At 41.1% G+C, this 23,041-nt stretch carries 21 protein-coding genes and 2 pseudogenes; 14 read left to right on the top strand and 9 right to left on the bottom strand.

Annotated features, from left to right (window positions below):
* Positions 1 to 17: 17 nt before the first annotated feature.
* Entirely contained in the window at positions 18 to 1,475 is a 1,458-nt protein-coding gene (locus tag ACFFRD_RS04370; protein WP_392476563.1) for an ATP-binding protein, read from the top strand.
* Positions 1,476 to 1,650: 175 nt separating this feature from the next.
* Entirely contained in the window at positions 1,651 to 2,790 is a 1,140-nt protein-coding gene (locus tag ACFFRD_RS04365) for a hypothetical protein (RefSeq protein ID WP_392476561.1), read from the top strand.
* Between the two features lie 161 nt (positions 2,791 to 2,951).
* Here ACFFRD_RS04365 and ACFFRD_RS04360 read toward each other — a convergent pair.
* Positions 2,952 to 3,126, bottom strand: a pseudogene (locus ACFFRD_RS04360) (NblA/ycf18 family protein).
* Between the two features lie 655 nt (positions 3,127 to 3,781).
* Positions 3,782 to 4,660 carry a DUF4397 domain-containing protein gene (locus tag ACFFRD_RS04355; protein ID WP_392476559.1) on the bottom strand — a complete coding sequence of 293 codons (879 nt, stop codon included), beginning with the start codon at positions 4,658 to 4,660 and terminating at the stop codon, positions 3,782 to 3,784.
* A gap of 553 nt (positions 4,661 to 5,213) precedes the next feature.
* On the opposite strand from ACFFRD_RS04355, the pseudogene ACFFRD_RS04350 reads away from it, so the two are divergent.
* From ACFFRD_RS04350 to ACFFRD_RS04330, 5 genes and pseudogenes are all read left to right on the top strand, one after another.
* Positions 5,214 to 5,750, top strand: a pseudogene (locus ACFFRD_RS04350) (DnaB-like helicase C-terminal domain-containing protein); the annotation flags it as partial.
* Positions 5,751 to 5,832: 82 nt separating this feature from the next.
* A complete protein-coding gene (locus ACFFRD_RS04345) occupies positions 5,833 to 6,198 on the top strand; it encodes a four helix bundle protein (RefSeq protein WP_392476468.1) in 366 nt (121 codons plus the stop codon).
* Positions 6,199 to 6,250: 52 nt separating this feature from the next.
* A complete protein-coding gene (locus ACFFRD_RS04340; RefSeq protein ID WP_392476557.1) occupies positions 6,251 to 6,373 on the top strand; it encodes a hypothetical protein in 123 nt (40 codons plus the stop codon).
* A 344-nt stretch (positions 6,374 to 6,717) separates the two neighbouring features.
* Positions 6,718 to 7,296 carry a hypothetical protein gene (locus tag ACFFRD_RS04335; RefSeq protein WP_392476555.1) on the top strand — a complete coding sequence of 193 codons (579 nt, stop codon included), beginning with the start codon at positions 6,718 to 6,720 and terminating at the stop codon, positions 7,294 to 7,296.
* Positions 7,259 to 7,651, top strand: a complete 393-nt coding sequence (locus tag ACFFRD_RS04330) for a DNA cytosine methyltransferase (RefSeq protein ID WP_392476553.1) — start codon at positions 7,259 to 7,261, stop codon at positions 7,649 to 7,651. The genes ACFFRD_RS04335 and ACFFRD_RS04330 overlap by 38 nt, the downstream gene beginning before the upstream one ends.
* Here ACFFRD_RS04330 and ACFFRD_RS04325 read toward each other — a convergent pair.
* Positions 7,617 to 8,816, bottom strand: coding sequence for a Vps62-related protein (locus ACFFRD_RS04325; protein WP_392476551.1), 1,200 nt, complete (start codon positions 8,814 to 8,816; stop codon positions 7,617 to 7,619). The two genes, ACFFRD_RS04330 and ACFFRD_RS04325, sit on opposite strands and share 35 nt — an antisense overlap.
* A gap of 946 nt (positions 8,817 to 9,762) precedes the next feature.
* On the opposite strand from ACFFRD_RS04325, the gene ACFFRD_RS04320 reads away from it, so the two are divergent.
* Positions 9,763 to 10,047: a hypothetical protein gene (locus tag ACFFRD_RS04320; protein ID WP_392476549.1), complete on the top strand. Its 285-nt coding sequence runs from the start codon at positions 9,763 to 9,765 to the stop codon at positions 10,045 to 10,047.
* Between the two features lie 46 nt (positions 10,048 to 10,093).
* On the opposite strand, the gene dinB is transcribed toward ACFFRD_RS04320, so the two are convergent.
* The gene (gene dinB / locus ACFFRD_RS04315; RefSeq protein ID WP_392476771.1) at positions 10,094 to 11,248 is read right to left on the bottom strand and encodes a DNA polymerase IV; all 1,155 of its coding nucleotides are present in this window, start codon (positions 11,246 to 11,248) and stop codon (positions 10,094 to 10,096) included.
* 169 nt (positions 11,249 to 11,417) lie between these two features.
* On the opposite strand from dinB, the gene ACFFRD_RS04310 reads away from it, so the two are divergent.
* The 3 genes from ACFFRD_RS04310 (at position 11,418) to ACFFRD_RS04300 (ending at position 16,651) form a co-directional block, all read left to right on the top strand.
* The gene (locus ACFFRD_RS04310) at positions 11,418 to 12,350 is read left to right on the top strand and encodes a GIY-YIG nuclease family protein (RefSeq protein ID WP_392476547.1); all 933 of its coding nucleotides are present in this window, start codon (positions 11,418 to 11,420) and stop codon (positions 12,348 to 12,350) included.
* A gap of 147 nt (positions 12,351 to 12,497) precedes the next feature.
* Entirely contained in the window at positions 12,498 to 13,130 is a 633-nt protein-coding gene (locus ACFFRD_RS04305) for a transposase family protein (RefSeq protein WP_392476546.1), read from the top strand.
* Positions 13,131 to 13,378: 248 nt separating this feature from the next.
* Complete coding sequence (locus ACFFRD_RS04300; protein WP_392476544.1) at positions 13,379 to 16,651, top strand: N,N-dimethylformamidase beta subunit family domain-containing protein; 3,273 nt, start codon at positions 13,379 to 13,381, stop codon at positions 16,649 to 16,651.
* Between the two features lie 642 nt (positions 16,652 to 17,293).
* Here the strand turns inward: ACFFRD_RS04300 and ACFFRD_RS04295 are convergent.
* The 3 genes from ACFFRD_RS04295 to ACFFRD_RS04285 all read right to left on the bottom strand — a co-directional run bounded on the left by ACFFRD_RS04295 (position 17,294) and on the right by ACFFRD_RS04285 (position 20,231).
* Positions 17,294 to 19,696, bottom strand: a complete 2,403-nt coding sequence (locus tag ACFFRD_RS04295; protein WP_392476542.1) for a N,N-dimethylformamidase beta subunit family domain-containing protein — start codon at positions 19,694 to 19,696, stop codon at positions 17,294 to 17,296.
* 29 nt (positions 19,697 to 19,725) lie between these two features.
* Positions 19,726 to 19,860, bottom strand: a complete 135-nt coding sequence (locus ACFFRD_RS04290) for a hypothetical protein (protein WP_392476540.1) — start codon at positions 19,858 to 19,860, stop codon at positions 19,726 to 19,728.
* A 134-nt stretch (positions 19,861 to 19,994) separates the two neighbouring features.
* Positions 19,995 to 20,231, bottom strand: coding sequence for a hypothetical protein (locus ACFFRD_RS04285; protein WP_392476538.1), 237 nt, complete (start codon positions 20,229 to 20,231; stop codon positions 19,995 to 19,997).
* Positions 20,232 to 20,477: 246 nt separating this feature from the next.
* Between ACFFRD_RS04285 and ACFFRD_RS04280 the strand changes: the two genes are divergently transcribed.
* Complete coding sequence (locus tag ACFFRD_RS04280; RefSeq protein WP_392476536.1) at positions 20,478 to 20,915, top strand: hypothetical protein; 438 nt, start codon at positions 20,478 to 20,480, stop codon at positions 20,913 to 20,915.
* 93 nt (positions 20,916 to 21,008) lie between these two features.
* Here ACFFRD_RS04280 and ACFFRD_RS04275 read toward each other — a convergent pair whose 3' ends face one another.
* Together ACFFRD_RS04275 and ACFFRD_RS04270 are read right to left on the bottom strand one after the other, a co-directional pair.
* A complete protein-coding gene (locus ACFFRD_RS04275; protein ID WP_392476535.1) occupies positions 21,009 to 21,320 on the bottom strand; it encodes a YciI family protein in 312 nt (103 codons plus the stop codon).
* 99 nt (positions 21,321 to 21,419) lie between these two features.
* Positions 21,420 to 21,635: a hypothetical protein gene (locus tag ACFFRD_RS04270; protein WP_392476533.1), complete on the bottom strand. Its 216-nt coding sequence runs from the start codon at positions 21,633 to 21,635 to the stop codon at positions 21,420 to 21,422.
* 14 nt (positions 21,636 to 21,649) lie between these two features.
* On the opposite strand from ACFFRD_RS04270, the gene ACFFRD_RS04265 reads away from it, so the two are divergent.
* Both ACFFRD_RS04265 and ACFFRD_RS04260 read left to right on the top strand, forming a co-directional pair.
* Positions 21,650 to 21,826, top strand: coding sequence for a hypothetical protein (locus ACFFRD_RS04265; RefSeq protein WP_392476531.1), 177 nt, complete (start codon positions 21,650 to 21,652; stop codon positions 21,824 to 21,826).
* Positions 21,819 to 23,006: a plasmid pRiA4b ORF-3 family protein gene (locus ACFFRD_RS04260; protein WP_392476529.1), complete on the top strand. Its 1,188-nt coding sequence runs from the start codon at positions 21,819 to 21,821 to the stop codon at positions 23,004 to 23,006. The genes ACFFRD_RS04265 and ACFFRD_RS04260 overlap by 8 nt, the downstream gene beginning before the upstream one ends.
* Positions 23,007 to 23,041: the final 35 nt, after the last annotated feature.

Raw genomic sequence — 23,041 nt, 5'->3', positions numbered from 1 at the left:
ATTAGGGATGAGCGAGTATGTCCAGCGAAAATCAAAGGGTTTCCAACTCAGAAACTGATGCTTTTTTTGTCTTTGCAGACAATGATGATACGTTTATTTTTGCAGATGACAATGGCGGACAACCAATCAATGAAGTTGATAGGGGTTCCCAAGCGGTTCCAAACTCTCCACCAACACCTGTAGCACTTTGGAAAATCTTGATTGTGGATGACGATGTATTAGTCCATCGAGCCACAATTCTGGCACTCGAAGATTGCACTTTTGAAAGTAAACCTCTAACGTTTCTCCATGCCCACTCTGCTACAGAAGCAAAGTACTTAATCCAGACACATCCTGATACGGCGTTAATTTTGCTGGATGTCGTTATGGAAACAGATAATGCTGGATTGCAAGTGGTTCAGTATATTCGTGCAGAATTGCACAACCACCAAGTACGAATTATTTTACGCACAGGTCAGCCTGGAGAAGCGCCGGAAGCCTCAGTGATTCTGAACTATGATATTAACGACTATCGGCTCAAAACAGAACTGACACGACAAAAGCTGATTACAGTCGTGATTTCTTCCCTTCGTTCCTACGGTAATATCCTCAAAATAGAGAACCAAAATTCTGAACTAACCCTAGCCCTAGACCATCTTCAACAAACTCAAGCTCAACTAATTCAAGCAGAAAAAATGTCGTCTTTGGGAGAAATGGTTGCAGGCGTTGCTCATGAAATTAACAATCCGACAAACTTCATTTATGGCAACCTGTTTCATACAGAAACTTATGTGCAGTCTCTGTTAAAACTCATCAAAACTTATCAAGAAAATTATCCTACTCCAGTGGAGGCGATCCAAACTATAGCAGAGTCTATTGATTTACCATTTTTAATGGAGGATTTACCTAAACTATTCGACTCAATGCGAGCTGGAACTGAGCGTATTAAACATATTGTTGAATCACTGCGTAACTTCTCCCGCTTAGATGAAGCGGGAATTAAGCCAGTAGACATTCACTCCGGCATTGAAAGCACTCTGTTAATTTTACAACACCGACTCCAAGCTAATGCTAATCGCCCAACGATCGCCGTGATTAAAGAATATGGTCAACTGCCTTTGGTTAACTGCTATGTCGGTGCCCTCAATCAGGTATTTATGAATATCTTGAGTAATGCAATTGATGCTTTGGAAATGGGGACTAGCAAGTGGGGAATCACAAGTGAAACATTTTCCCTCCCGACAATTCGCATTCGCACTGAAATTTCTCCTCCTGATAGAGTGCTGATTCGCATTGCTGACAATGGTCTAGGCATGAATGAATCAACACTTAAGAGAATATTTAATCCTTTTTTTACCACCAAGCCTGTGGGCAGTGGTACGGGTTTGGGATTATCGATTAGCTACTCGATTGTAGTGGAACAACATAGAGGTCATTTAACCTGCTCTTCTGCACCAGGCAAAGGTACAGAGTTTGTAATCGATATTTTTATTTAAAGTTGAGTACCCTGTGTGGATTTTGGGGCAGTATCTCTCACAACTGGGTTTGTCTACAACGATAGGAGGATTGCTCAGAAGTCAACACGTCGCTACACAAGCGAACATTGCGCTATTGTCGGCGGCAGACAATGACGATTACAGCTTTATTGACTAGAATTTTCAACCGGAGTCATTGCAGACTTGGGACAAGCGTGGTTTTGTCATCAACGTAGAGATGCGGCGCTATCGAGAGTCTGTGCTTGCAGGTTTGGTCGAAGATGGTTACACCATTATTGATGCCGACGATGCTGATGATGATGAGAGTGGGGCAGTAATCGAGTCGGTTAAAGCCACATCTGTTCAATTGTATGCTGCGGAGTGTAAAGCGATCGCGGATTCTCCGACTATCTCTGATGCCGAACTCAAGAAGCTGCAAGATACAAGGGCGAAAACGAAAACCGAACGACACCAGCAGCGCAAAGCTGAATTATCTCGTCGCTACGAAATTGACGTAACCCCTGATTTGGTCGAGAAAGATGACGACGGCTGGTATCCTCAGTTGCGGATGCACTATTATTTGACACTGGGACGGGAATTTCTGACAACTCGTGATGCTAAACGGGCTAAGGCGCAGTTAGAGGCTGGGGAAAATTCGATTTGGAAACCGGATTTTAACAAGGGGCAGCTATTACCTGCTGTACTGTTACTGGAAAATCTGAATCTGTTGCAGTTTCTTACACCAGACGTTCAGTTGCGTGGTAGTGACGAGAAGATGGTGGAGTTTAAGGCACTGGCTGTAACGCATAGGCACGTTATCAAGAATTACTTGAATGTCAGTATCTCTGAAAAACACACACCGATTGCGATCGCACAGAAACTACTTGCGAAGATTGATTTGAAGCTGAATTACGTTGGTCGGTTGGGTAAGCGTGAAAATCGGGAGTGCGTTTATCGGTTTGTTGCGCCTGATGATCAGCGTGATTCAATTTTTGGGCAGTGGTTAAATCGGGATGAACTGTTTCTTAGTGAGTCGGTGTCAGTCACGAATAATATAGTGTTAACTACACCAGTCACTGACACAACCTCCCAAATATTAGAAGAAGTAGTGTCCAGTCCCCAAGGACAAACCTGGAAAGGGCTGAAACTCAAATTGCAGCAAGGTTTAGACAGCGCTGGTCAGTTCTACCAACAGCTAGTCTCCACAATCGGCTCGGCTGTTGGAATTGCTGATGGGGAGCCTTACTGGAATGGGTATTTGGGGCAGTGGCAGGTTTGGGTTAAGTTTGCAGACGAGTGTAGGTCTGTGGTGTGCGATTGGCTAGAAGCTGTGTAGGTCAAAGTAGTTCATTGTTCCATCAAAACCGAAAATGTGAGTCGGTTATTGTGCAGTTTCCTATGCGGAAGCAAATAATCTCTTATTGCCAAGCCATTGAAAAAAACAATTGTCTGTTCGTTCTCTTCTGAGTCGCTTAAAGTAACGGAAGCAAGTTTGTCTTAACCCAAGATTGAACCTGAACCAACTTCCCACTGATGTTTGAGTAATTCTTGGTAAGTCGCTTCCCTTATCATCATCTGCTTATAGAGCATTAGCAAGAACAATGCGAGCTTGTTCACGGGACATCTGCTTCACTTGATCCGCAAAAGTTTTATCACTATCATAATACCCCAACTAATAAATAGTTGCGTTGAAATAAATTGCTGCTGACGGATTATAACAGGAATTTTACAATCGTTTTCTACGCAAGACAGCCAACTGAGAATGATTAAAATTTACCAACAACTTTTACAACAATACCAACGATATCTAAGTCCTGCAAACAGCGATGGTGTACTCGCCCACTGAAGGCGATTACTCTAGCCCAACAACTACTGAATTTTCAGAAGGCACTGTTATGAAAGCGCTATCTGTTCGACAATTATTTATGCTCTAAAGGATATTGAAAACCGTGGCTGGGCTATTCATTATCGCGGCGACATTCTGATTCACGCTGCAAAAACCTGTACCAAAAAAGAGTACTTTGAGGCAAAAGAATTTTGTCAAAGCATGGGGGTAGTAATCACAGAATTAATCTCTCTATGTCTCGAATTTGCCGCAAAAAATTGGGCAGGCTTCATACTCCACAAATTAATCGTGAAGCCAAACGACTATCCAATCCTCCTTACTATTATTCAATTGTCCTGTGGTTAGTTGGTTGGCAGTCACATTAATAACTACTGAAGCAGGTCTGATTGAATCAGCCGCTTCCGCTTCAATAGTTATACGATTTTTTCAAAAATTAAATAAGATTCCTATGGCTAAAAATGCCTCACCAAGTTGATCTTGCTTACTGCACAATCTGATAACACCCATTGGCATCAGGAGGTGCTGTTTGTGTTGAGGCAGTTGTAAGTAGCAGTGAGTTAGGTGCTTGACCTAAGCCATTACCTGTAGCAATTACATCAAAAATGACTCCTTGGGGGACTTGTTGATTCGCAATTTCTACTGTGATTGGTGGGTTGAAGGCATTATTGATCAATGGGTCAAATTGGTCAGGTAGAACTGGATTGAAGTTATATTCACCAGCCGTAAGTTCTGGGTAAGGAATAGCAGTTTTGGGTGTCAGGTCTGTGATCCGAGTTTCATCCACATTTGGGCTAGAGGATTTGCTAATACGGAAATCTATAACAGCGCTAGTTTCCGAAAAGCGATACCAACGTCCTTTAAATTTACCTGGATTAGGCTGTGTTAAATCCTCTGGAATCACAAAGGGTGATTGATTAAATAATGGTTGACCTGGGGGGCCTTGTAGTGTTCCTGTTATTGCTACTGTATAACCACTATTAGGCGCTCCTGTAAAGGTTCTAGAAGCAATTGTACTGGAAGTACCAGATTGCACAAAAAGTACCTGAATATTTCCTGGTGTTACATTTACATATTTACTAGCTTGACGAAAATCTACATTCTCCAAAACTTTTTTCCCGTTGACAATGACATCAACTGGTGATGCAGTAGCAACCGCAGCGTTAATAACTCTTAATTTGGTAGGGCATTTATAAGGGTTTAGAAGAGGATCTAGAAGAGTATTTACTAGGCTTGCAGTGTAAAATTCTTGTACAGGCTTTGTAGATAGTTGAGAATTGGCTAAACTTTTGTATGGATAACTAGTCAAACTAATTAAAGATAATGTCAAAGCACCTAAGAATAGTCGTCTTGGTAGAAACATATCTTCCTCCTATCGTGAGACAAAAATGACAAATGAGCAAGCTTTATTTTGCATAAAAAATTATGTGATAATCATCACAAAGATTTTTCATGTATAGGGATATAAGTGCAGGCTTTATCAACGTAAAAAACAACGGGCGCACAATAGCGTTTGCCTCAAGACATTAGACTTGGGCAGAATACTATTGCAGCAGCACATATAGTGGCTGGCTTTAAATGTCCAACGTGACAAATGCTTTGCTGGAAGCCGCTTGAAGTTTCAGGGTAACGCACTTCATGGTTCTAATATTTCACAATTTTTAAGAGAATGCAAGGAAACTTAGTACAGTTAATAGCCATCATTAATACAGTCAATAGTATACTAGTTGCTTGATAATAAATTTATATTTATAGTTATATATACAGGTAGTTGACATAGTGAGCAGTATTTACTTCTACATTTGAAACCGCTTATTTCACTTTAGAGATGTCTGCCTCACAAATGGTCAAAAAGACCCGGATCTAGGCTAGCAGCCCCTCATGTTCCTGCTTTTTAACGCAATGCACTCCGGGAATCTCACTGGAATCCTTTGGCTCAAGCTTGTGCTGATGCGATGGCACTACCATTTTGGTTGAATGACAACCCCGTAATCACCACATCACAAATCAAGGGTGATTTGCAAGATATACAAGCTCGTTGCGGTTCAGTCAGTTTGGTGATTGTGGACTATGTGCAGTTGATTGAACCAATGCGCCGTGAACGTGGGGAAAATCGTGTACAAGAAATCGACTCCATCTTGAAACAACTCAGGGCGATCGCTAAACAATTCAATTGCGCTGTCTTGGGTTTAGCGCAGTTAAAAAGAGAAGTTGATTCACGTTCCGAAAAGCGTCCAACTAAAGCAGATTTTCGGGAATCTGGAGGATTTGAACAGGAGGCTGCTGTGATGTTGGGTTTGTACCGGGAAGATTACTACGACAAGCAGACTACCCAAAAAGGTATTTTTGAAGTTTCAGTTCTTAAGAGCCGCTTTAGCTGTGAGACGACTGTTAATCTCTTGTTTGATGAACGATTTGGACAGTTTAAGAATTTAGCTAAATCCAATTATTAAAACTGATGAAAGCGCTATCTGTTCGTCAGCCTTGGGCAATAAACAATTCGCAATTCGCAATTATTAACTAGGAGTAAAAGAAATGAACCAAAAAGTTAGTATTGCTGATAGAACGAAAGCTTTGGCAATAAGGATAGTTAAAGCTTGTACTTTTTTAGATGAAAAACCCGGAGTCTGTCGAACATTATCTAAACAGTTACTCCGAAGTGGCACTTCTATAGGTGCAAATGTTAAAGAAGCTCAATCTGCCCAATCTGATAAAGACTTTCTAAGCAAATTAGAAATTGCGCTTAAAGAAGAAAGAGAAACTGAATATTGGTTAGAAATATTAATCGAGGCAGAATTGGTTGATAAAAATAAGTTTGAATCCTTACTTCAAGAAACTAGAGAAATCGGAAAAATCTTAGTTGCATCTACTCGAAAAGTTAAAGAGAAAATCAAGCAATGAAATTAATTGCGAATGGGCGAAAAAGCGAATTGCGAATTGTTTTGGCTGGGGAATGCCTGAGCAATACCACTGGAAGCTGGAGAATCCACGGGAGATTACACCGATTCCTTACATTGGGCGGTTGGGAATTTTTGAAGTACCCGATGATTTGGTCATGGAGGTGGCTGCTGTATGACTCCAACAGCGATCGCTCACAACCCAGGTATAGCCATACTCCACAACAGTCTCCATGCACCACCTGGCTAAACATAATCAGTAAAAGTTATGTCAACTGCGATACCCAAAAAATTCTTAGAGAATGGACTCAAACCTTTACTGCATGATTCTGTTGGATGCCTTTATCCGTACTTATAAAGCAAAAAGCTACACGACGGCTCAAATGCTTTTTACCCACGAGTTGTATGTGAGCGTGACCCAAATAACCCTTTTCACTGGCGTTGGGGTTTTAATTGGAAGGAGAAGCATAACGGGGTATGGAAAGGGCGAAGTATCGGCTCAATTCCCACTGGTGCTGTGCCAATGATTCGTCTAATGCAACAGCAGGGGGCAACTAGGGAAGATATTATCGCTTTTATCAAAAAAGCGAAAACCAAAAAGACATCGCCAAAATTAGATGTCTGCAAAAATTTTGATAACACAAAATTAAAACCAGTTCTTCCAGATGATGCCCCAATCGCTGTAGTACTTTTCGCGGGTGGCGGTGGGATTGAAGCGGGGATGGTGCAAGCGGGAATTCGCCCAGTTATTGCAGTAGAGTTCGACCCCACCAAACCAGATTTGAGTAAAGCGATCGCCAAAACCCATCACCGTAACTTTCATGAATATGGCTGCAAAATCGTCCAGCTAACAGTCCAAGAAATAGCACGGTTAGGATTTATAGGTTTTCCGCGCCACCCCGACTATCTCCACGCCTCCCCGGTGTGTGCCAACGCAAGCCTTGCCCACACAGCTAAAGCAGGTATTGGGATTGAAACGGCTGACGATTTGACGGCTGCGATCGCCTCCGGCGGGCGCTCGCGCCATCGCAGTAGCAGAAGCTATCCGACAGTTGCAGCCACGGGTGTTTACGCTCGAAAATGTCCCACGCTATCAGAATAGTCAGAGTTTCAGTATCATTCTGTCAGCTTTGGAACAAGAGGGATACTCGGTCGATTACAGCGTGGTCAACACAGATCACAAAGGCTGTAACCGTAGTAAGTTCGCTGATATCTGGTTGCCGGATGGTACGGTCAAGTCTTTGTCAATTCAAGGTGTAGCAATCTTGCAAGGGTTTCCAGTTTGGTACGAATTCCCCAACGAGACTGCTACGGCGGGGTCAATTATCGGTTATTCTGTGCCTCCCAGTTTTGCAACTCAATTATTCATGTCTGCACAAAGTCCAGTTGGAAGCTGCAATTGTATAACTAATCTTGTCCTTCCTAATCTGGAAATTGGTCTTTTACAGTACTATTAGTTTGGATTTCCCAGGAATTCCCTACCACTGAGCCATCAGCTCGTTTTAAAGTGAATCTATTGGTTTTCGTCCATAAAGCTACAGCTTTATGAGCGGGAATATTATAAGTATCTGTGACTGTTTCTTCTCTCATTTGAGTAAAAGAAGAACTTGATTCAAACCCCAGTTGTACACTGAAGGTCGCTGAAATCTTTGTTGAAGCTATACCCTCGATACCAGCACTAGCTTCTGTAGTGATTGATATACCTGTCTGCGTACTAAATGTTTGAGTGTCTGTTTGAGATATACCAACTCTTATGGAAATCTGCTTACTATCAATCACTTCAGAATTATTGAAGTAATGCCACTGACGGGTGTAAAATTGCTCTCTATCAAGACGATAGAATGGAGAATTACTTACTTTCCATGCTAAATCACGTAGATCGTCTTTAACCGAAAAGAAAGGAATCCATACAGAGTTAGCTAGCTGTGGTTCAGTTCTTGGAGCTGGTTCTTGCGTACTTTCTAAAGTTGGTTGTTTAAGATTTACTTGATAATTTTCAAAAGGCAATTTAAGTTTGAGGCAATAAAGTAACGGATTGCTATTCGGACGAGTGTGGGAAGCCACGCCAAAGAAAGTACCTGCTGTTATATAAGCGTATTCCTCATAACCAGAAATTGGAGGAGAGTTAATTTCCCATGAACCAAAATCTGCATCTGCACCAGTTCCTTTATCTATCCAAACTTGACCACCAGGCTGCCCTCCTACTACTAGGTCTTGACGAATACACATTACTTCATCAACACTAGGTTTGTTATAGTTTCCAGTGGCAACTAATCCTAGCGCTACGTAACCACTAGGTGGAATGGGTCTCCAAAAAGCCCCATCCATATCTGCACCAGATCCTTTATCTTTCCAGATTAATTCATAATCTGTAGGACGAGCTAATGCTCCACTTTTTAATTCTTTTACAACAACAACAACTCCAGTCGGGGAATTGTAATTACCTTGTCCATAATGCCCAAGTGTGTAATAACTATTTGGAACAATCGGCTTATAATATGCTCCATCATACGCTCCACCACTTCCTTTATCCCACCAAACAAGTTCAAATTTATCAACAAATTTAATAGCTAAGTCGCCACAATTCAACTCTGTTTGACTTTGTACAGATGTAGCTACCATAATTTATTCTCCTAAATTAGTAGACCTTGAAAATGAATGAGTAGAGGTTTTTGTTAACGTAAAAGACAACAGGAGCATAACAGTATTCGCTACAAAAAATTAATCCCAGACAAAATCCTGGAATACTATTGCAGCACATCTAATCACTGCCCTGAAGTTTTAAATTAACTATTGTTTTAGCAGAAGTCGCTTGAATTATATATCAACTTACTTGCTGCATATTAGTATGTCAGATAATTCCTAAAATTTCAAGGACAGTTAAGACAGTTAAGAAGGTTGAGCAAAAATAAATTGAACAAACCTGGAGCTTGCGGAAACATATTTGCCGACCATTAGTCGGCAAATATGTTTCAATATGTGTGACTTTAAGAAGATTTTGGACAGCTTTGGGAAGGAAAAGTTGGACAAGTCGTAAGCTGAAATACCTAAAACTTCGTTAAGGCATTAATCAAGCGATCGCTTCTTTTGGATAAAGAAAATGGACATAGTAACAAAAATGGGAGAAGAACATAGACGCAAATCCATATAAATACTACTGCTAATCAACTTTCCCTTTAACTGAGATAACTTACTAACGTTGCGTAGCTTGCCGCCGTTCGCGTAGCGTCTCGTAGAGAAGGCATCGCTAAGTATCGCTAGGGAGCAAAACCTTTATATTGTATACAGAGAGATATTTTGAGCCATTTAGCTTTCCTTTATGTTATTTTTTGGACGTTTTTGTCAGGTAAACTTGGACAACCTGTCCAAAATCTTCTTCAAGTCACAATATGCGAGTAGACAACATCATAACTATTGTTAAATCAATGTCTACAGCAGGCTATTGGGCATCGCACTCCGCTCCCGTCCCTAAAAAGCAATCCACGCCCATATAACTTTATGGCAAAATGTCTCTGATTCGCTGATAACTTCTTGTATTCTGGGATATCCGTTCTTTGTGGAGAGCCGAATGATTCCTGTAGATATGAAACGACTCATTAAAAAAAACCCTAACCCAGTTCGCAAGAAAGCAGAAGTAACCCCACCACCGATTGAACCCATTGAGATGCTTGAGAGTCAAAATATTCCTGAACCAGTGATTGAACTAAATCCACCTGTGTACATTGAAGACTACGTTTCCGAATCCGAATACATTTCTGAACACTATCGCCCTCTCCGCTCTGTTGGTAACTCCGGGTGGCAACCATCTGATGTGTGGCGCGAGTTGAGAGTTGATGATTTTTGTCGTGGGTGAGTCAGTATTTAAACAGCACTATGCCTGCGGTTCTTGCTAGCCTACGCTAAAATATAATGCCTGCATTCTGAAATAGTGGCAATTGAATCACTTGGGTTTGTTTGGCGTTATCCAGGTTAGACAACGAAATTCCCAACAACCTAATACTGCGATTTTCCAAATCAATCGACTCAAACAGCGCTTTGGCTATCTCGAAAATCGTAGATAGTTCACTGATGGGAGCAAGCATTGTCTTACTGCGGGTTAACTGCTGATAGTCAGAGAACTTAACTTTCAGGGTTAACGTGCGTCCTCGCGTTTCATGCTGCTCCAACCGTTGCTCGACAATTTGGGCAATCTGTTCGAGTTCTTGTAACATTTCACTATGGTCACTTAAATCTCTCGCAAATGAGGTTTCTGCACCAATGGACTTGCGAACTCGATTTGCTTCAACTGGGCGGTCATCTTCTGCTCTGGCAATCTTATAGTAATACTGACCAGCTTTACCAAAGTGGTGTGTTAACTCCAAGAGCGATGCCTGCGGCAACGTCAGAGACGAACGCGTTTTCAAATCTGCCCCAGTGTGAATGCCGAGCGAGTGCATTTTAGCCGCCGTCACTTCTCCAATCCCGTGAAACTTCTCAATCGGCAGCTGCTCTACAAATACGATCGCATCCTCCGGTAAAATCACGGTTAGTCCGTTGGGCTTGTTCTGCCCTGATGCCATCTTTGCAAGAAACTTGTTAATCGATACACCTGCGGTTGCCGTCAACTGGGTTTCCTGGAAAATTGCAGTTTTGATGTGTCTTGCGATAGTAGAAGCGTAGGGGATGTTTTGCCTATTCTTAGTAACATCAAGGTATGCCTCATCTAGCGCAACCCCTTCCACTAAATCACTGTAGCGTTTGAATATGGCGTGGATTGAAGTGGAAATATCTCGATAGACATCGAATCTCGGTCTGACAAAGATAAGCCCAGGACATTTAGCGATCGCAGTTATTGAAGGCATTGCAGAATGAACACCAAACTTACGAGCTTCATAACTGGCTGCTGCAACTACGCCTCGCTGATTCGGACTGCCACCGACTACTAACGCTTTACCTCGGTAGCTAGGGTTGTCCCTCTGTTCCACCGATGCGTAGAAGGCATCCATATCAACGTGAACTATCTTCCTAGTTCTAGCGACAGGTTCTTGTCCCAAGGGTAGCTCCACCACAAGCAGTCTCACTTTTCACACCACTTTCAAGCAAATTAAATCCTAAATTAGAAATCCTATAGTACACTAGCACTAGTTTGAGCCAAATTTTGCAGATATGCAAATTATTTAAAGCTTGCTTGAACTTTCTACTATCAGCCCCGATCGGTTTTTCTGTTAATGAGTAAGTGTAACAATGTGGCTCAAATTTGGTATAGCTCCAGATGGACAATTAGTTTGTGTTGAAGATGTTGGTAGTGGTAAAACCGAGCTTAAATGTCCTTACTGTTACGGTGAGCTAACTGCTAAAAGAGGTAAAGTCAAGCAACATCATTTTGCACATTCTTCAGCAACCTGCTTGCCTGTAGCAAACCGTGATTTCCGGATTTTACCACTCTACGATAATTTTAATATTTACCTATCGCGTAAAGATTTAGCACAGTTAAAATTGCTATGGAAAGAATACGGCTCATTCAATTATCCTATCAGCCCTGGTTTAGTCAATCCAAGCCTTCTCAAAGCTGGAATGTTCAAGAAAAATGTCTATTTAACCCCTCCAGCTTATGAATTTACTAGTTTAGGGAAAATTCCTGTTGGGGCGTTAGAATTCAGTTTATTCAACGAAGTGCAAGAACCTCTGTTGCTCAAAAAGCTATTGAAACTAGAGCTAGCAGCCAAACACGCCTTATACAAAAATGCAGCAGACAAGTTATATTGCCTTACTGACTTAACACTTTATCGCGCTCAATTTCAACGAATTTTATCTTGTTCTCTGTATTTTTTAGAGATTCAAACATACATTAGCACTTTGTACAAGATAGGAGTTACTACTAGACCTATCCAACAGCGATTGGCAGAAATAAAAGCAGATTTACTGCCTCAGTATAAAACTGTTGCTATTCAAATACTTGGAACTTGGCCACACAGGGGTAATGTCGAACTATATTTTAAACACCGCTATCATAATTACAATTATCGCATTGGTAGTTTAACTGAGTACTTCAAATTTGGTGCTGCCGATGCTAACGCTGCCCTACATGAGCTTCAACAAATGAAAGATAAAGTACTTTCGACTGGAGAGATAGACATTCTTAATGACAACATAAGCTTATCTCAAGTTGCTATCTAGCCTATACTCATGCGGGAGCAACAGCCAATTTCCATATTTCTATGCGATCGCCAAAGCAACACTAATAGACTTGTCCGAAATATTAACTTAGGAAAAGAAAAATGGTAAAACGTTGAATTGGGTGTTTACCATTTTCCAGTATTAGTTATGGTTTTTGATTATATACAAAACTATCCCCACCGGACAAAACAAATTTTAGGGATTAGTTACGAACAGTTACAATCACTATTGAATTGCGCGATACAGCGTCACCAAGAAATTAAAACAAAACAAGAAAGCCGAAAAATAAGAATTAATGCGGCTGGTGGTGGTCGTCCAGAAAAATTGTTAACCGAAGAACAAGTATGTTTATGCCTATTTTATCTCAGACAAATGCCAACATTTCAAGTATTAGGAATGTTATTTGGGGTATCTAAGACAGAAGCCAACGATACTTTTCATTATTGGATACCAATCTTACGAGATATTTTACCTGCTAGTTTATTAGAACAAGTCTCAAATAATGAAAGCGACTTACTCTTTGTTCAGGAAGTATTAACCAATTTTAGGCTATTAGTCGATAGCCTAGAACAGCCAATATATAGGGACTCTGACCAAAAAGAACAACAAAAATACTTTTCTGGTAAGAAGAGACAACATACATTGAAAAGTCTAATGTTTGGGATGCCAGAAGGTAAAGATATTGTGGAAGTAGAAGTAGGAGTCCCTGGCCTAACATACCCCTCTTCTGTCACTCTCCGAAAACATTTGCCTTTTCTAAAATCTAGAGCTTTTGTATAGCAAGCGATTGCGCGATTATTTTCTAATAATAAATACAAGACCTATTTTTTTCTAATAGTATAGCTTGTATTGATTGCCTCATGAGGCTTCTAGCGATCGCCCTCCCGGAGAGTGACAGAAGAAGGGTAATCGTTTTGGAGAAAAAGATAAAGGAAGTAGGGCTTTAAAATTTTTCCGAAATCGTCAAAAAGTTCTGTGTAGTTACCATCTCCATTCTCACCTAGATAAACGAAGAAGAGATGACAGTTATGAATAAGCTACTTACCTTTCCTTGCAGTATTTGGGATGATTCAACAACTAATCCTACGCTTGAGGCATCAAGTGATAATCAGGCGGCTGAACTAGGTGTTAAATTCCAGTCGGAGATGAATGGCTTCATTACTGGGATTCGGTTTTATAAAGGTAGTACGAATATAGGCACTCATACAGGAACATTATGGAGTAGCACAGGACAAGAACTAGCAATAGCAACTTTTACGAGTGAAACGGCTTCAGGGTGGCAGCAGGTCAGCTTTCCTACACCAGTACCTATTACTGCCAATACCACCTATGTCGCGTCCTACCACACTGATGTGGGTCACTATGCAGTGACGCATGATGCGTTTATCTCTGGCTTAAGTAATTCTCCTCTGCAAGTTCTTAGAGATGATGAAAACGATAGAAATGGAGTTTATAAGTACGGAGTACATGGCTTCCCCATGAATACTTATCGAGCAAGTAACTATTGGGTTGATGTTATGTTCAATATCGAGCCAACTTTTAAAGAGGTAGTTGTTATCGCTGGTACTGGAATGCCTGATGGTCCAGAGACAAACCCCTTATCAGAGGCAGATCCTACTGTCGATACCCCCATCAACAGTGGGGTTGTACTTACGAACGCTCCAATCGCCAACAATTACCTACAAATCGGTTTACAATTTAGAGTCCTTAAGCCAGTTAAGTTCTGCGGCTGTCGATTGTGGGTACCTGCTCAAGAAATTGCCACTTCAACACAAAAAACTATATGGCTGTGGAACTTAAGAATAACAGCAAAAACCGCAGATATCGTGACTCCCACTCTGGTTCAAGGTTGGAATCAAATTAATCTCAAAGATGCTGATCAAATTGTTCTAGCTCCCGGTGATTACATTATATCGACGGTTTTTCAGTCTGCTTATCCAGCGCGAAACTTTTTTTATCAAAGTCCGATACCAATCGGTGATTTTGCTCAAGCAATTATGGGAGTTTACGATGATGCCAACCCCAAACCAAATGGTGTCATTCCAACCATGATCTATAAAGATACAAGTTATTATATAGATGTCTTATTGAAATCGACTGGAGCCGCTACTTCAGTAAACGTTCGTGAGCATGTCGAGAATTATCCGACATTCAAGGAAAATTTTCAACTTGATAGCACCATCACAAATTACCTGGTGAATAGTCCATATAATGATGACCTGGTAATGGCTTATACCGACAAAGAGAGTGTCAACGTCGGTGAAACAGTTAATATCAAAGGATCTGCTAAAATTCCTGGCAACGTCAGGATCGAGATTATTCGAGTCGGCTATTACAATGGTCAAGGTGGAAAAATCATTGCTACCACAACTGTACCGTTTACAGATCAAACCTCCGCAGAAACAATAACTGCTCCAGATAGTAACATCAACACACCGTTAGTAAAACGCTGTCAATGGAATACAGTTTATAGTTACAATGTCCCCACAAATGCCATTACCGGCGTTTACTACATACGGTTGACTTGTGTTGACGACATCAATACTGGGGCACAAAACTATGCATTTTTTGTAGTTCGTAATGATGCGATCGCTGGTGATATTCTAGTTAAAATCAACACCAATACGTATGCCGCCTACAATATTTACGGTGGCTCTAGCTTTTACGAGAAGATCACTCCTAAGATTTCAAAGGAAAGGCCAACTGGAAGCTGGTCTGGTATCAATAACATTCAACGATGGGAACTTTGTACGATCTATTGGCTGGAACGGATGGGCTATCGCGTTTCTTATTGCACTGATCAAGATGTACATGAAAAAGGCGAAGTGTATCTGCGTCAATTTAAAGTTCATCTGTCTTCTGGTCACGATGAGTATTGGACAAAAAAACAGTATAACGAGGTATTCAATGCTGTTAATAACGGCTTAAACCTTGTGCTACTTTCGTCTAATGCTGCTTATTGGCTCGGTCGCTATGAGGATAACAATCGCACCTTTTGCGTTTACAAAAATAGTGTTAAATGGTTCGACCCCAACAGTATATTAATTAACGATCCAATTGAACCGACCTGTCGACCTCGCGATAGTCTTTTGCTAAATTCTCCGGTTGAGAACCTAAACAATCAATATCCTGAGACAAAGCTATGGGGTGTGATGTATACAAATGATGATGCTTTTCAAGGATTTGACTATCGCATCAATGCGAATCGATTTGATAGCTTTGCTCTACCTGTAAAAGCCGTTTATTCAAGTCTAGGAGATCCACTATTTGAAGGCACTGGCTTCAAGGATGGCGATATCTTACCCAATTGTGCTGGGTATGAGGTTGATCATATTAGCAATAGTTGGATGCCTGAGATCAAGGATGGCACTCAATTTAGAATCCTCAATGAATGCGGCTATACAGACCTTTTGCAACCAGGTATATTCGAGCCAAATTGGGGGGTAGGTTGGCGAGCAAATTCAGATGACGGCTGGTTGTGGACTGGCATGACTCAAAACAATTTTCCACCAAATTCTGATCCTAACCTATGGCTGGTCGGTCAGACGGTCTATTTTGAGCGTCCTAATGGTGCCAAATGTTTCGCATCTGGACATAACAATACGCCTTACTGCCTTGCGCCCTCTTATATGCGAGAAATCAACGCAGCTGGGGCCCCGGAAGAATCTAATGCCTTCAGTCGATTATTGCAAAACGTTTTTACCTCAATGAATGTCTGGGGAGCCTACAGCTCACTTGAGGTCATAGAAGGAAAAGATCTCCCAGATTTAATTGCAGAAAATAGAACGATTGTACTATCGTCAAGGCTTACAGCAGTTATTGTACAAAAACCGCATGTACCAACAGTACCTACTGCGCTTTCATCAGGAAATGGAATTCTAAATGGTGAATGTGCAGCAGTTAGTGAAGCAAATCAATACAAATGGCAGTACAGCAAGGATAATGCTGCGTTTTCGGGCGAGCTGATCACAATTACTAATACCGTGCAATGGACTGCACTGGATGCAGGGAGTTACTGTATTCGAGTTCAGGCAATTAATACTAAAGGAGAAAGTGCCTACAGTGCGCCTAGTGATGCAGTCGATATCACTCTCAGGGCCCAGGCGCTATCTAAATTAGAAGTAGGTACGACATTTACCATAACATTAACGGGAGAGTATCACAATGAACACAGATATCGAATTATGCAAAAGAAGGCAGATGGTTCAATGGTAATTGTCGACGAAGCTAAACAGTTAGAACGCGAATGGTCGGTTGGTATAGTAAATAGTTATTTGTTTGTAGAGGTTATAAACGAATAACAAATGTAATCATCGTTGTTCCTAATAGTCTGCCAAGACAAATTTTCATGGTGGTTAGCAGAGGGGAAAAAATTTATTTCTTCATCTCCTCTGCTGTTTGTCGTTCACTACTTGGCAAAATTTGGGAACCATTGGGACACATTTGCTCATTATGCAATTAGCTTTCCGTTTGTGTCCTGTGATTTTAAGATTTAAGCGATCCAACACATCAAATTGTATTTCATTACACTCCCAAACATTCTTCTTAGCGAAATCTTCTTGAAATTTGGTTTAGTATCTTAGTTCGTAAGTTACTAAGAAGAGCAAGTTTCAAAAGTAAAGATGATCTCAAAGCTAGAATCCTTGTTTTTATTGACTATTTTAATAAAACAATGGCTAAACTTTTTAAATGGACATATAAAACTCCTATTTGATTTCTGAAAAAACTCCGTACATCTCGAAAAGGTTAATTCACTACTCCCTACCTACGCAAATAATTTCATTTATCAAGTCAGATTCCTACTATAAAGAAAAAGTGTTGCCTGTTTAATGGTTGTTTTATTTCCGCCGGGTTGTACTAGATTATGAACTTTTGAACTAACAAGCCTCAAAATCTTGCAATAATTTTGAGGCTTGTTAATTATTGATTACTGAATCAGTGCTCTAATTCGGACTAAAGACGATATCAACCCAATAGTTACTCGAACTGAAACTAGAATTTGGGAAGGCAGAAACCGCACTGTACTTGTAAACACCATTGCCCCCACTTGTTCCATTGCTGAGAGCATGCAGAGGTGGATTATCCACACCAGCATTGGTGAAGTAGTCATCATTTACAGAGTAGTGCCCAACATTAGTGTGGTAGGACGCTATATATGTAGTGTTGGCGGTAATCTCTACTGGAGTAGTAAAGTTAACCTGCTGCCAACCTGAAGCAGTTTCGTTGCTAAAAGTTGCCCTTGCTAACTGTGTACCACTATTGCTCCACAAGGTAGCGACGTGAGTACCTGTATTGATTGTACTCTTGTAAAACCGGATGCCAGTAATTGAACCACTTACATCTGAACGGAACTTAACGCCAACTTCGATAGCATTATTATCAGGATCTGCGGCTAAGGCAGGAGTCGCTGTAGCATCCCAGATGCTGCACAAAGCTGGAGATGGAGGACATGTGCGTGTCTCCACGTTGACACTAATGCTTGCTCCAGGATTTTCGATATTACCGCTATCATCGATCGCACGGCTATTAATAGTTACTGTTCCAGCAGTTTCAGGTGTCCAACTGTAGCTCCAGCTAGCACGACCCACAGATGGATGCCATGTCGTGCCGTTATCTACAGATACTTCGACACCACCAACGACACCACCTATATCAGTTGCAGTACCACTGATTGTTATCTGGCTGCCGATTTGTACAGTTGCACCAGCAGTTGGTGAGGTAATTGTTGAGCTAGGAGTGCTTGTATCAGTTGAGGCTGTAGTAGAAAGTAAGCCAGACTGCAAAGTGGCTGGCTGCACACCCATGTCAGCGAATAAGTTAACCGTTGCTTGCTGCATCCGCGCATCTGGTTCTGAATCACCTCGGTCTGGATTGTCATGATTAACATCTAAACCCCAAGACCACTGTATCGTTCCAGAACCGAACACTAGCGCCCCATTGCTATGCTTATACAATGTCAAGTGGTGAGTCGCTGTGCCTGGAGCATATTTAGACCCGTAGTCTTGTAGAACTTCGACACCGTTGGCCGTGGTCGTTGACATGCGAATCAAACCAGGGGGACGGAACCCATTGTCCAGGTCTTCATCCCATTCGTAACCTAAAGTTCCAGAGGCCAGTGCAGAAGTCTGCCCTGCCGATTGGGTAGCAATATTGGTGTTGCGCCAAAATCGCATCTTGCCATCGTCCGCAGGTACTTGAATAGCTCTAGTCCCCCCGTTGACCTCGAATATTGTTCCAGTTAAGGCGTTTTCAGGACGACCACCATCTGCTGGTGGGCTAAAGCGCGGATCGCGCCAAGTACCTGTCCATGTGGGTGGATCTTGCGGATCGATGACTGCATTAGCTTTTGTCTCTTTGTAAGTAACCAGGGTACGATAAGGTGTCGCCGAAGTATCAATGCTATTTTCCCATCGAGTTTTCCAAAAGATTTCATTACCGCTAAAGAAGGCTAGATTAGTACCAGCATTCCTAGCTGCTTCAACGTTAGCCCTCTGGTTGTTAGACCAGTACTCATCATGAGCAACCGAGAGGAAGACCTTATGGTTGAGAATCAAGTTACCACGGCGATCGCTATCTACTCCAGTAAAATAGCTAACATTATAGCCATTGGATTCCAGCCAGCGAACCATTGGATACTCACCATTGAAGAGCCAATCTTGACCACTGTCAACGTTGCGGGTGTTAAATGGACGATTGTAGCTTACCTTGTATGCCCTACGATTATTATCGTTTGAGATTTTATATAGACTCCTCTCACCGTAGTCGTTATATGCCTGCCAAGTGGTATCAGAGGTCTGGAAGAGCATATCAGAAGTACTAGTATCATCCCGAACAATAAAGACGATATGGTTGGCTCCTCCAGTATCTAAGCGCACAACTTTTGCAAAGTAAATTCCTGATGTGGCATTTGATGGGATAGGCCATGAAGCAGATACTGCCCAATTACCACAATCAATTAGTTCAGTTGTTGCATTTTCGAGGCAGTCTGGTTGATTCTGTGGCTGTGATAGCAAACGCGAGACAGTTGCTACTTTACGGGCACCTCTACCGCCGTAGTAGCCCATGCGGTAAATATCCAGGCGGTAATTAGTAGCGTCAGTTTTAATTTTGAAGGAAACAGTGTTTCCCCGATCAATGCTGATATCAGTAGCGAAACCTTGGATAGTCGGATCACCTATGCGATTATCTATCTTAGTAATATCCCACTCAGTAGAGGGATTTCCTACTAAACAGTTTTCAGCAACTATCGGGTTAGTTGGAGAGGTACAAAGATCAGCAGCAAGTACTCTGTACATTTGTGGTTGATAACTTAGATTCAGCCCTAATACCATAAGTGTTGTTAGCATTATCAGGATCATTATGCGAGTCAGTCTGTTCATTTAATCTCCTGCAAAATATAAGTAAGCGATAAATAATGGCACTGATATAGTAGTAAGTTAGTTAGCGGCTTATCAGGACGCATGGCGATTAAATTGCCACCACCTGTAACCCAGTCAGTAAATATTGTCACCTACTTGATTTCTGAAATAGTGTCTATATAAAACTACAGATGCATAAAACCTGATTCCAGATTGATATTAATAATATTCAGTAAATTTACGATAGTAATTAAAATTAAGGTAATCTAAACTCTTTTTTAGTAAATTATTTTGTTTCCAGTTCCAACTCCAACAAACTCAGCACTTTCTCTTCGACAGTCGTCAAATAAGCCCGATTCAGCCTCCCCAGCATCTCCAAAAACTTCTGCACCGACTCCTCCAGCCCCCTCGAATACACCCGACTAATGCGATCGCTCAAGGACTGCATCTGGTAACACTCGGCAGGTAGATAATTGAAGTCCTTCAGGTGCTTTAGCCCAATCGTGTACTCGCCATCCCACATTGTGACTGTGCAACTAAACTCGTTTACTGCGCTGACAATTGCCCAGCACCCGCCCTTGCCTCTGAGTTCTGGGTTGTCTTTGACTATGATTTGGCAGACAGAAACTCACCTTAATCTCAGTAGGAGCTTGCTTGGCTAGCAGTTAGCAATCTTGAGACTATTATACTGAATAATAAGTAAATAAATATACTGATGTGTTATTGCAAATTGAGATAGTAAAGTATTTAATAGATTAAAAAAAAGCTAATGAAAAAACTATTTTTAACTATTAATATTTTGGTGTTGTTATTACCTCTAACTGCTGTAGCTAGCAACAAAAATGACGATTTGTCATTCTTTGAGAGCAATAACAATTTGATTATCGCACTGGATAACAAAACTAATACTGCATGTTCTTTCAATAGAAAGACTAATTCAGTCGTAAAAATGTCTGGCGTTAAGTTTACTAATACCCGAATGGTCGGGGCTTCTTACTGGTGGGGAAAACTAGGCGGCAACTTGAACCATTTTCTTGATCCTAAAACATTAAAGATTAGCGAAATTAAAGGTAAATGGAGCGACAACAACGTAATGTTAATCAAGATACAACATTACAAAGACTACGGTACTTACACTGAAAGCCTCGGTGCAACCTGTGTAAAAGAAGGAGGGTTAAACGAAGTAGCTAAGAAGATAAGAAGGTAACTTAGCTTATATTTAATCTCAATTATCAGAATTTTCTACTAGGCGTTTATCTGCTTATACCCAAGTAATTTAGCAGTTGTTGCTTCTACTTATTCACACGGGAGCAAAACGATCGCGTCCAATGTGAACTTCCCACTCCACAACTCTAGCAGAGTCCGCTAGCATACCGTCTCGCGCACGAGGGCTACTGTTTACAACAGCTTGAGCCTGTTCAAGATTATCCGCCTGGATTACCCAAAGCCCAGTTCCATCATGGGGAAAAAACGGCCCACAGCACAGTAGTGTTCCTTTCTGATGTTGCTCATTAAACCAAGCGAGTTGATTTTGGTCATGCTCTGGGTGAGCCAATTTATAGTCGTAGTACTCTGGAACGGTTGCAACCACAACGGCAAAAAGTTTAGACATAATGCTCTGGCTGGTGATTTGAAATGATGTTCAGATTGTATGACCCAAGAAATACTTCTGGAACGCCAGTGTAGGTTCAAAGATCAGGTTAACTCTGCCCTAATCTACAATCCCATATTCTTGTTCAAGAAAACCTAATAATTTTTCCTCAAACTTACTCAAATACGGTCGCTTCAACTCCCCCAAGTGCTTCAGCACAGCACTTGGGGCATCTTCCAAGTTTTGATTTTCCCATAGCCTATGAATGCGTAGGCGTAGCCCGCCGCAGGCATCGCTTCCTGTGGCAAAAATAGCACCATCGCTGATTAACTGCATCTGCTGACATTCCTATGAATAAGCCAATTCCTGAGAAATTATCTAGCCAAATCGACGCAGGTGTTAAACTCACTATGAAGAAAGCTATTGAAAGACACCGCCGTTTAGTAGAATTTATTAGCATTTGGCAAAATGGCCAAGTTGTGAGATTAACCGCCATACAAATTCCTCCTTTCAACTCAGATGAGTAACCTATTTTCCCTCATTCCAGATCAAATCCGAGATAAACTACCACTGACGGAAGATAAAAAAGAACTACTTCAACAGCAAACCATTAGTCAAAATATTCCAGGAACAATTCTGCGGGATTTTCAAACTATTTTAGAATTTCTCCAACCTAACGGCGTTGAAGTTAGTAGTACTTATCACCAATTGTCCCTTAAATATCTCCAACAACTTAACTCACAATTGAGTTATCCCATAGATATTAATCTCAAACGTCCTGTACAAAAATCCTATCCTTATATTCACGGTCTTTATTTCCTCCTCCGCACCTCTGGACTGTCTCAAGTTATTACCGAAGGTAAAAAGAGCAAGTTAGTTTTAGACCAAAAAATTCTGCAAATTTGGCAAGGATTAAACCACACAGAACAATATTTTACCCTGCTAGAATCTTGGTTAGTTTGGGGAGAAAGCGAACTCTTAGGCGACCAAAGAGATATGTTTGACCAAGCATATCGCTGTTTATTATTTTGGAACAATCTCCCATCATCAGGATTAAAAATTAATAATTACTCAGAACAAGATAAATTAGTTTATTATCCTGGTTTCCACAATCTTGCTCTCTTACATTTATTTGGATTAATTGAACTGACATCAGTCAAACCACAAGCCGCTAAAGGCTGGCATTTTACTCATGTAAACCCCAAGGCTTGGGGTAATGCTCTCATGGCTGTATTAACAGAAAGTCGCTCAAATATTCAAGTAGAAGATTACGCCACTTTTCGGTTAGATTTTCGCATAGCTTTTGACAATTTAAAACCTTATCTCCAACCCTATTTCCTGGAATGGTCACAAACTTTAGTGATTGCTGAAGGCGGTTTTACTGATGGGGTTTATATATTTAAAGCTAATTTACAGGATGCTTGGCGACGGATTGCTATTCCTAGTTATTTCAATTTAGATGAAGTCGCTGCCACAATTGTGCAAGCATTTGATTTTGACCCGAAACACCTCTACAGATTTATTCACAAAGACCGTTTAGGAAGAACTTTGGAATTTAATCATCCTGTTGTCGAAATTTCTCCTGATACCTGCGATTTTCGTTTAGGCGATTTATCCTTAGAGGTAGGCAGTCATTTACAATTTATCTTTGATTTACTGCAAGAATGGGAATTTGATTTATATGTAGAGAAAATTGAACCAGCTTAATGACAAAATGAAAAAGCCCAAGATTCTTGAATCTC

The organism is Nostoc sp. C110, from assembly GCF_043099725.1.
GTDB classification, from domain to species: Bacteria; Cyanobacteriota; Cyanobacteriia; order Cyanobacteriales; family Nostocaceae; genus Nostoc; species Nostoc muscorum_A.
This window is presented reverse-complemented; position numbering and strand designations above follow the sequence as displayed.

Coding starts and splice junctions, on each gene's coding strand:
- ACFFRD_RS04295 (WP_392476542.1), bottom strand. CDS start 19,696: ATGCTAACAACACTTATGGTATTAGGGCTGAATCTAAGTTATCAACCA.
- ACFFRD_RS04320 (WP_392476549.1), top strand. CDS start 9,763: ATGATTCCTGTAGATATGAAACGACTCATTAAAAAAAACCCTAACCCA.
- ACFFRD_RS04270 (WP_392476533.1), bottom strand. CDS start 21,635: ATGCAGTTAATCAGCGATGGTGCTATTTTTGCCACAGGAAGCGATGCC.
- ACFFRD_RS04310 (WP_392476547.1), top strand. CDS start 11,418: ATGTGGCTCAAATTTGGTATAGCTCCAGATGGACAATTAGTTTGTGTT.
- ACFFRD_RS04260 (WP_392476529.1), top strand. CDS start 21,819: ATGAGTAACCTATTTTCCCTCATTCCAGATCAAATCCGAGATAAACTA.
- ACFFRD_RS04370 (WP_392476563.1), top strand. CDS start 18: ATGTCCAGCGAAAATCAAAGGGTTTCCAACTCAGAAACTGATGCTTTT.
- ACFFRD_RS04275 (WP_392476535.1), bottom strand. CDS start 21,320: ATGTCTAAACTTTTTGCCGTTGTGGTTGCAACCGTTCCAGAGTACTAC.
- ACFFRD_RS04335 (WP_392476555.1), top strand. CDS start 6,718: ATGATTCGTCTAATGCAACAGCAGGGGGCAACTAGGGAAGATATTATC.
- ACFFRD_RS04285 (WP_392476538.1), bottom strand. CDS start 20,231: ATGTGGGATGGCGAGTACACGATTGGGCTAAAGCACCTGAAGGACTTC.
- ACFFRD_RS04305 (WP_392476546.1), top strand. CDS start 12,498: ATGGTTTTTGATTATATACAAAACTATCCCCACCGGACAAAACAAATT.
- ACFFRD_RS04265 (WP_392476531.1), top strand. CDS start 21,650: ATGAATAAGCCAATTCCTGAGAAATTATCTAGCCAAATCGACGCAGGT.
- ACFFRD_RS04280 (WP_392476536.1), top strand. CDS start 20,478: ATGAAAAAACTATTTTTAACTATTAATATTTTGGTGTTGTTATTACCT.
- ACFFRD_RS04300 (WP_392476544.1), top strand. CDS start 13,379: ATGAATAAGCTACTTACCTTTCCTTGCAGTATTTGGGATGATTCAACA.
- ACFFRD_RS04325 (WP_392476551.1), bottom strand. CDS start 8,816: ATGGTAGCTACATCTGTACAAAGTCAAACAGAGTTGAATTGTGGCGAC.
- ACFFRD_RS04340 (WP_392476557.1), top strand. CDS start 6,251: ATGCCTGAGCAATACCACTGGAAGCTGGAGAATCCACGGGAGATTACA.
- ACFFRD_RS04345 (WP_392476468.1), top strand. CDS start 5,833: ATGAACCAAAAAGTTAGTATTGCTGATAGAACGAAAGCTTTGGCAATA.
- ACFFRD_RS04355 (WP_392476559.1), bottom strand. CDS start 4,660: ATGTTTCTACCAAGACGACTATTCTTAGGTGCTTTGACATTATCTTTA.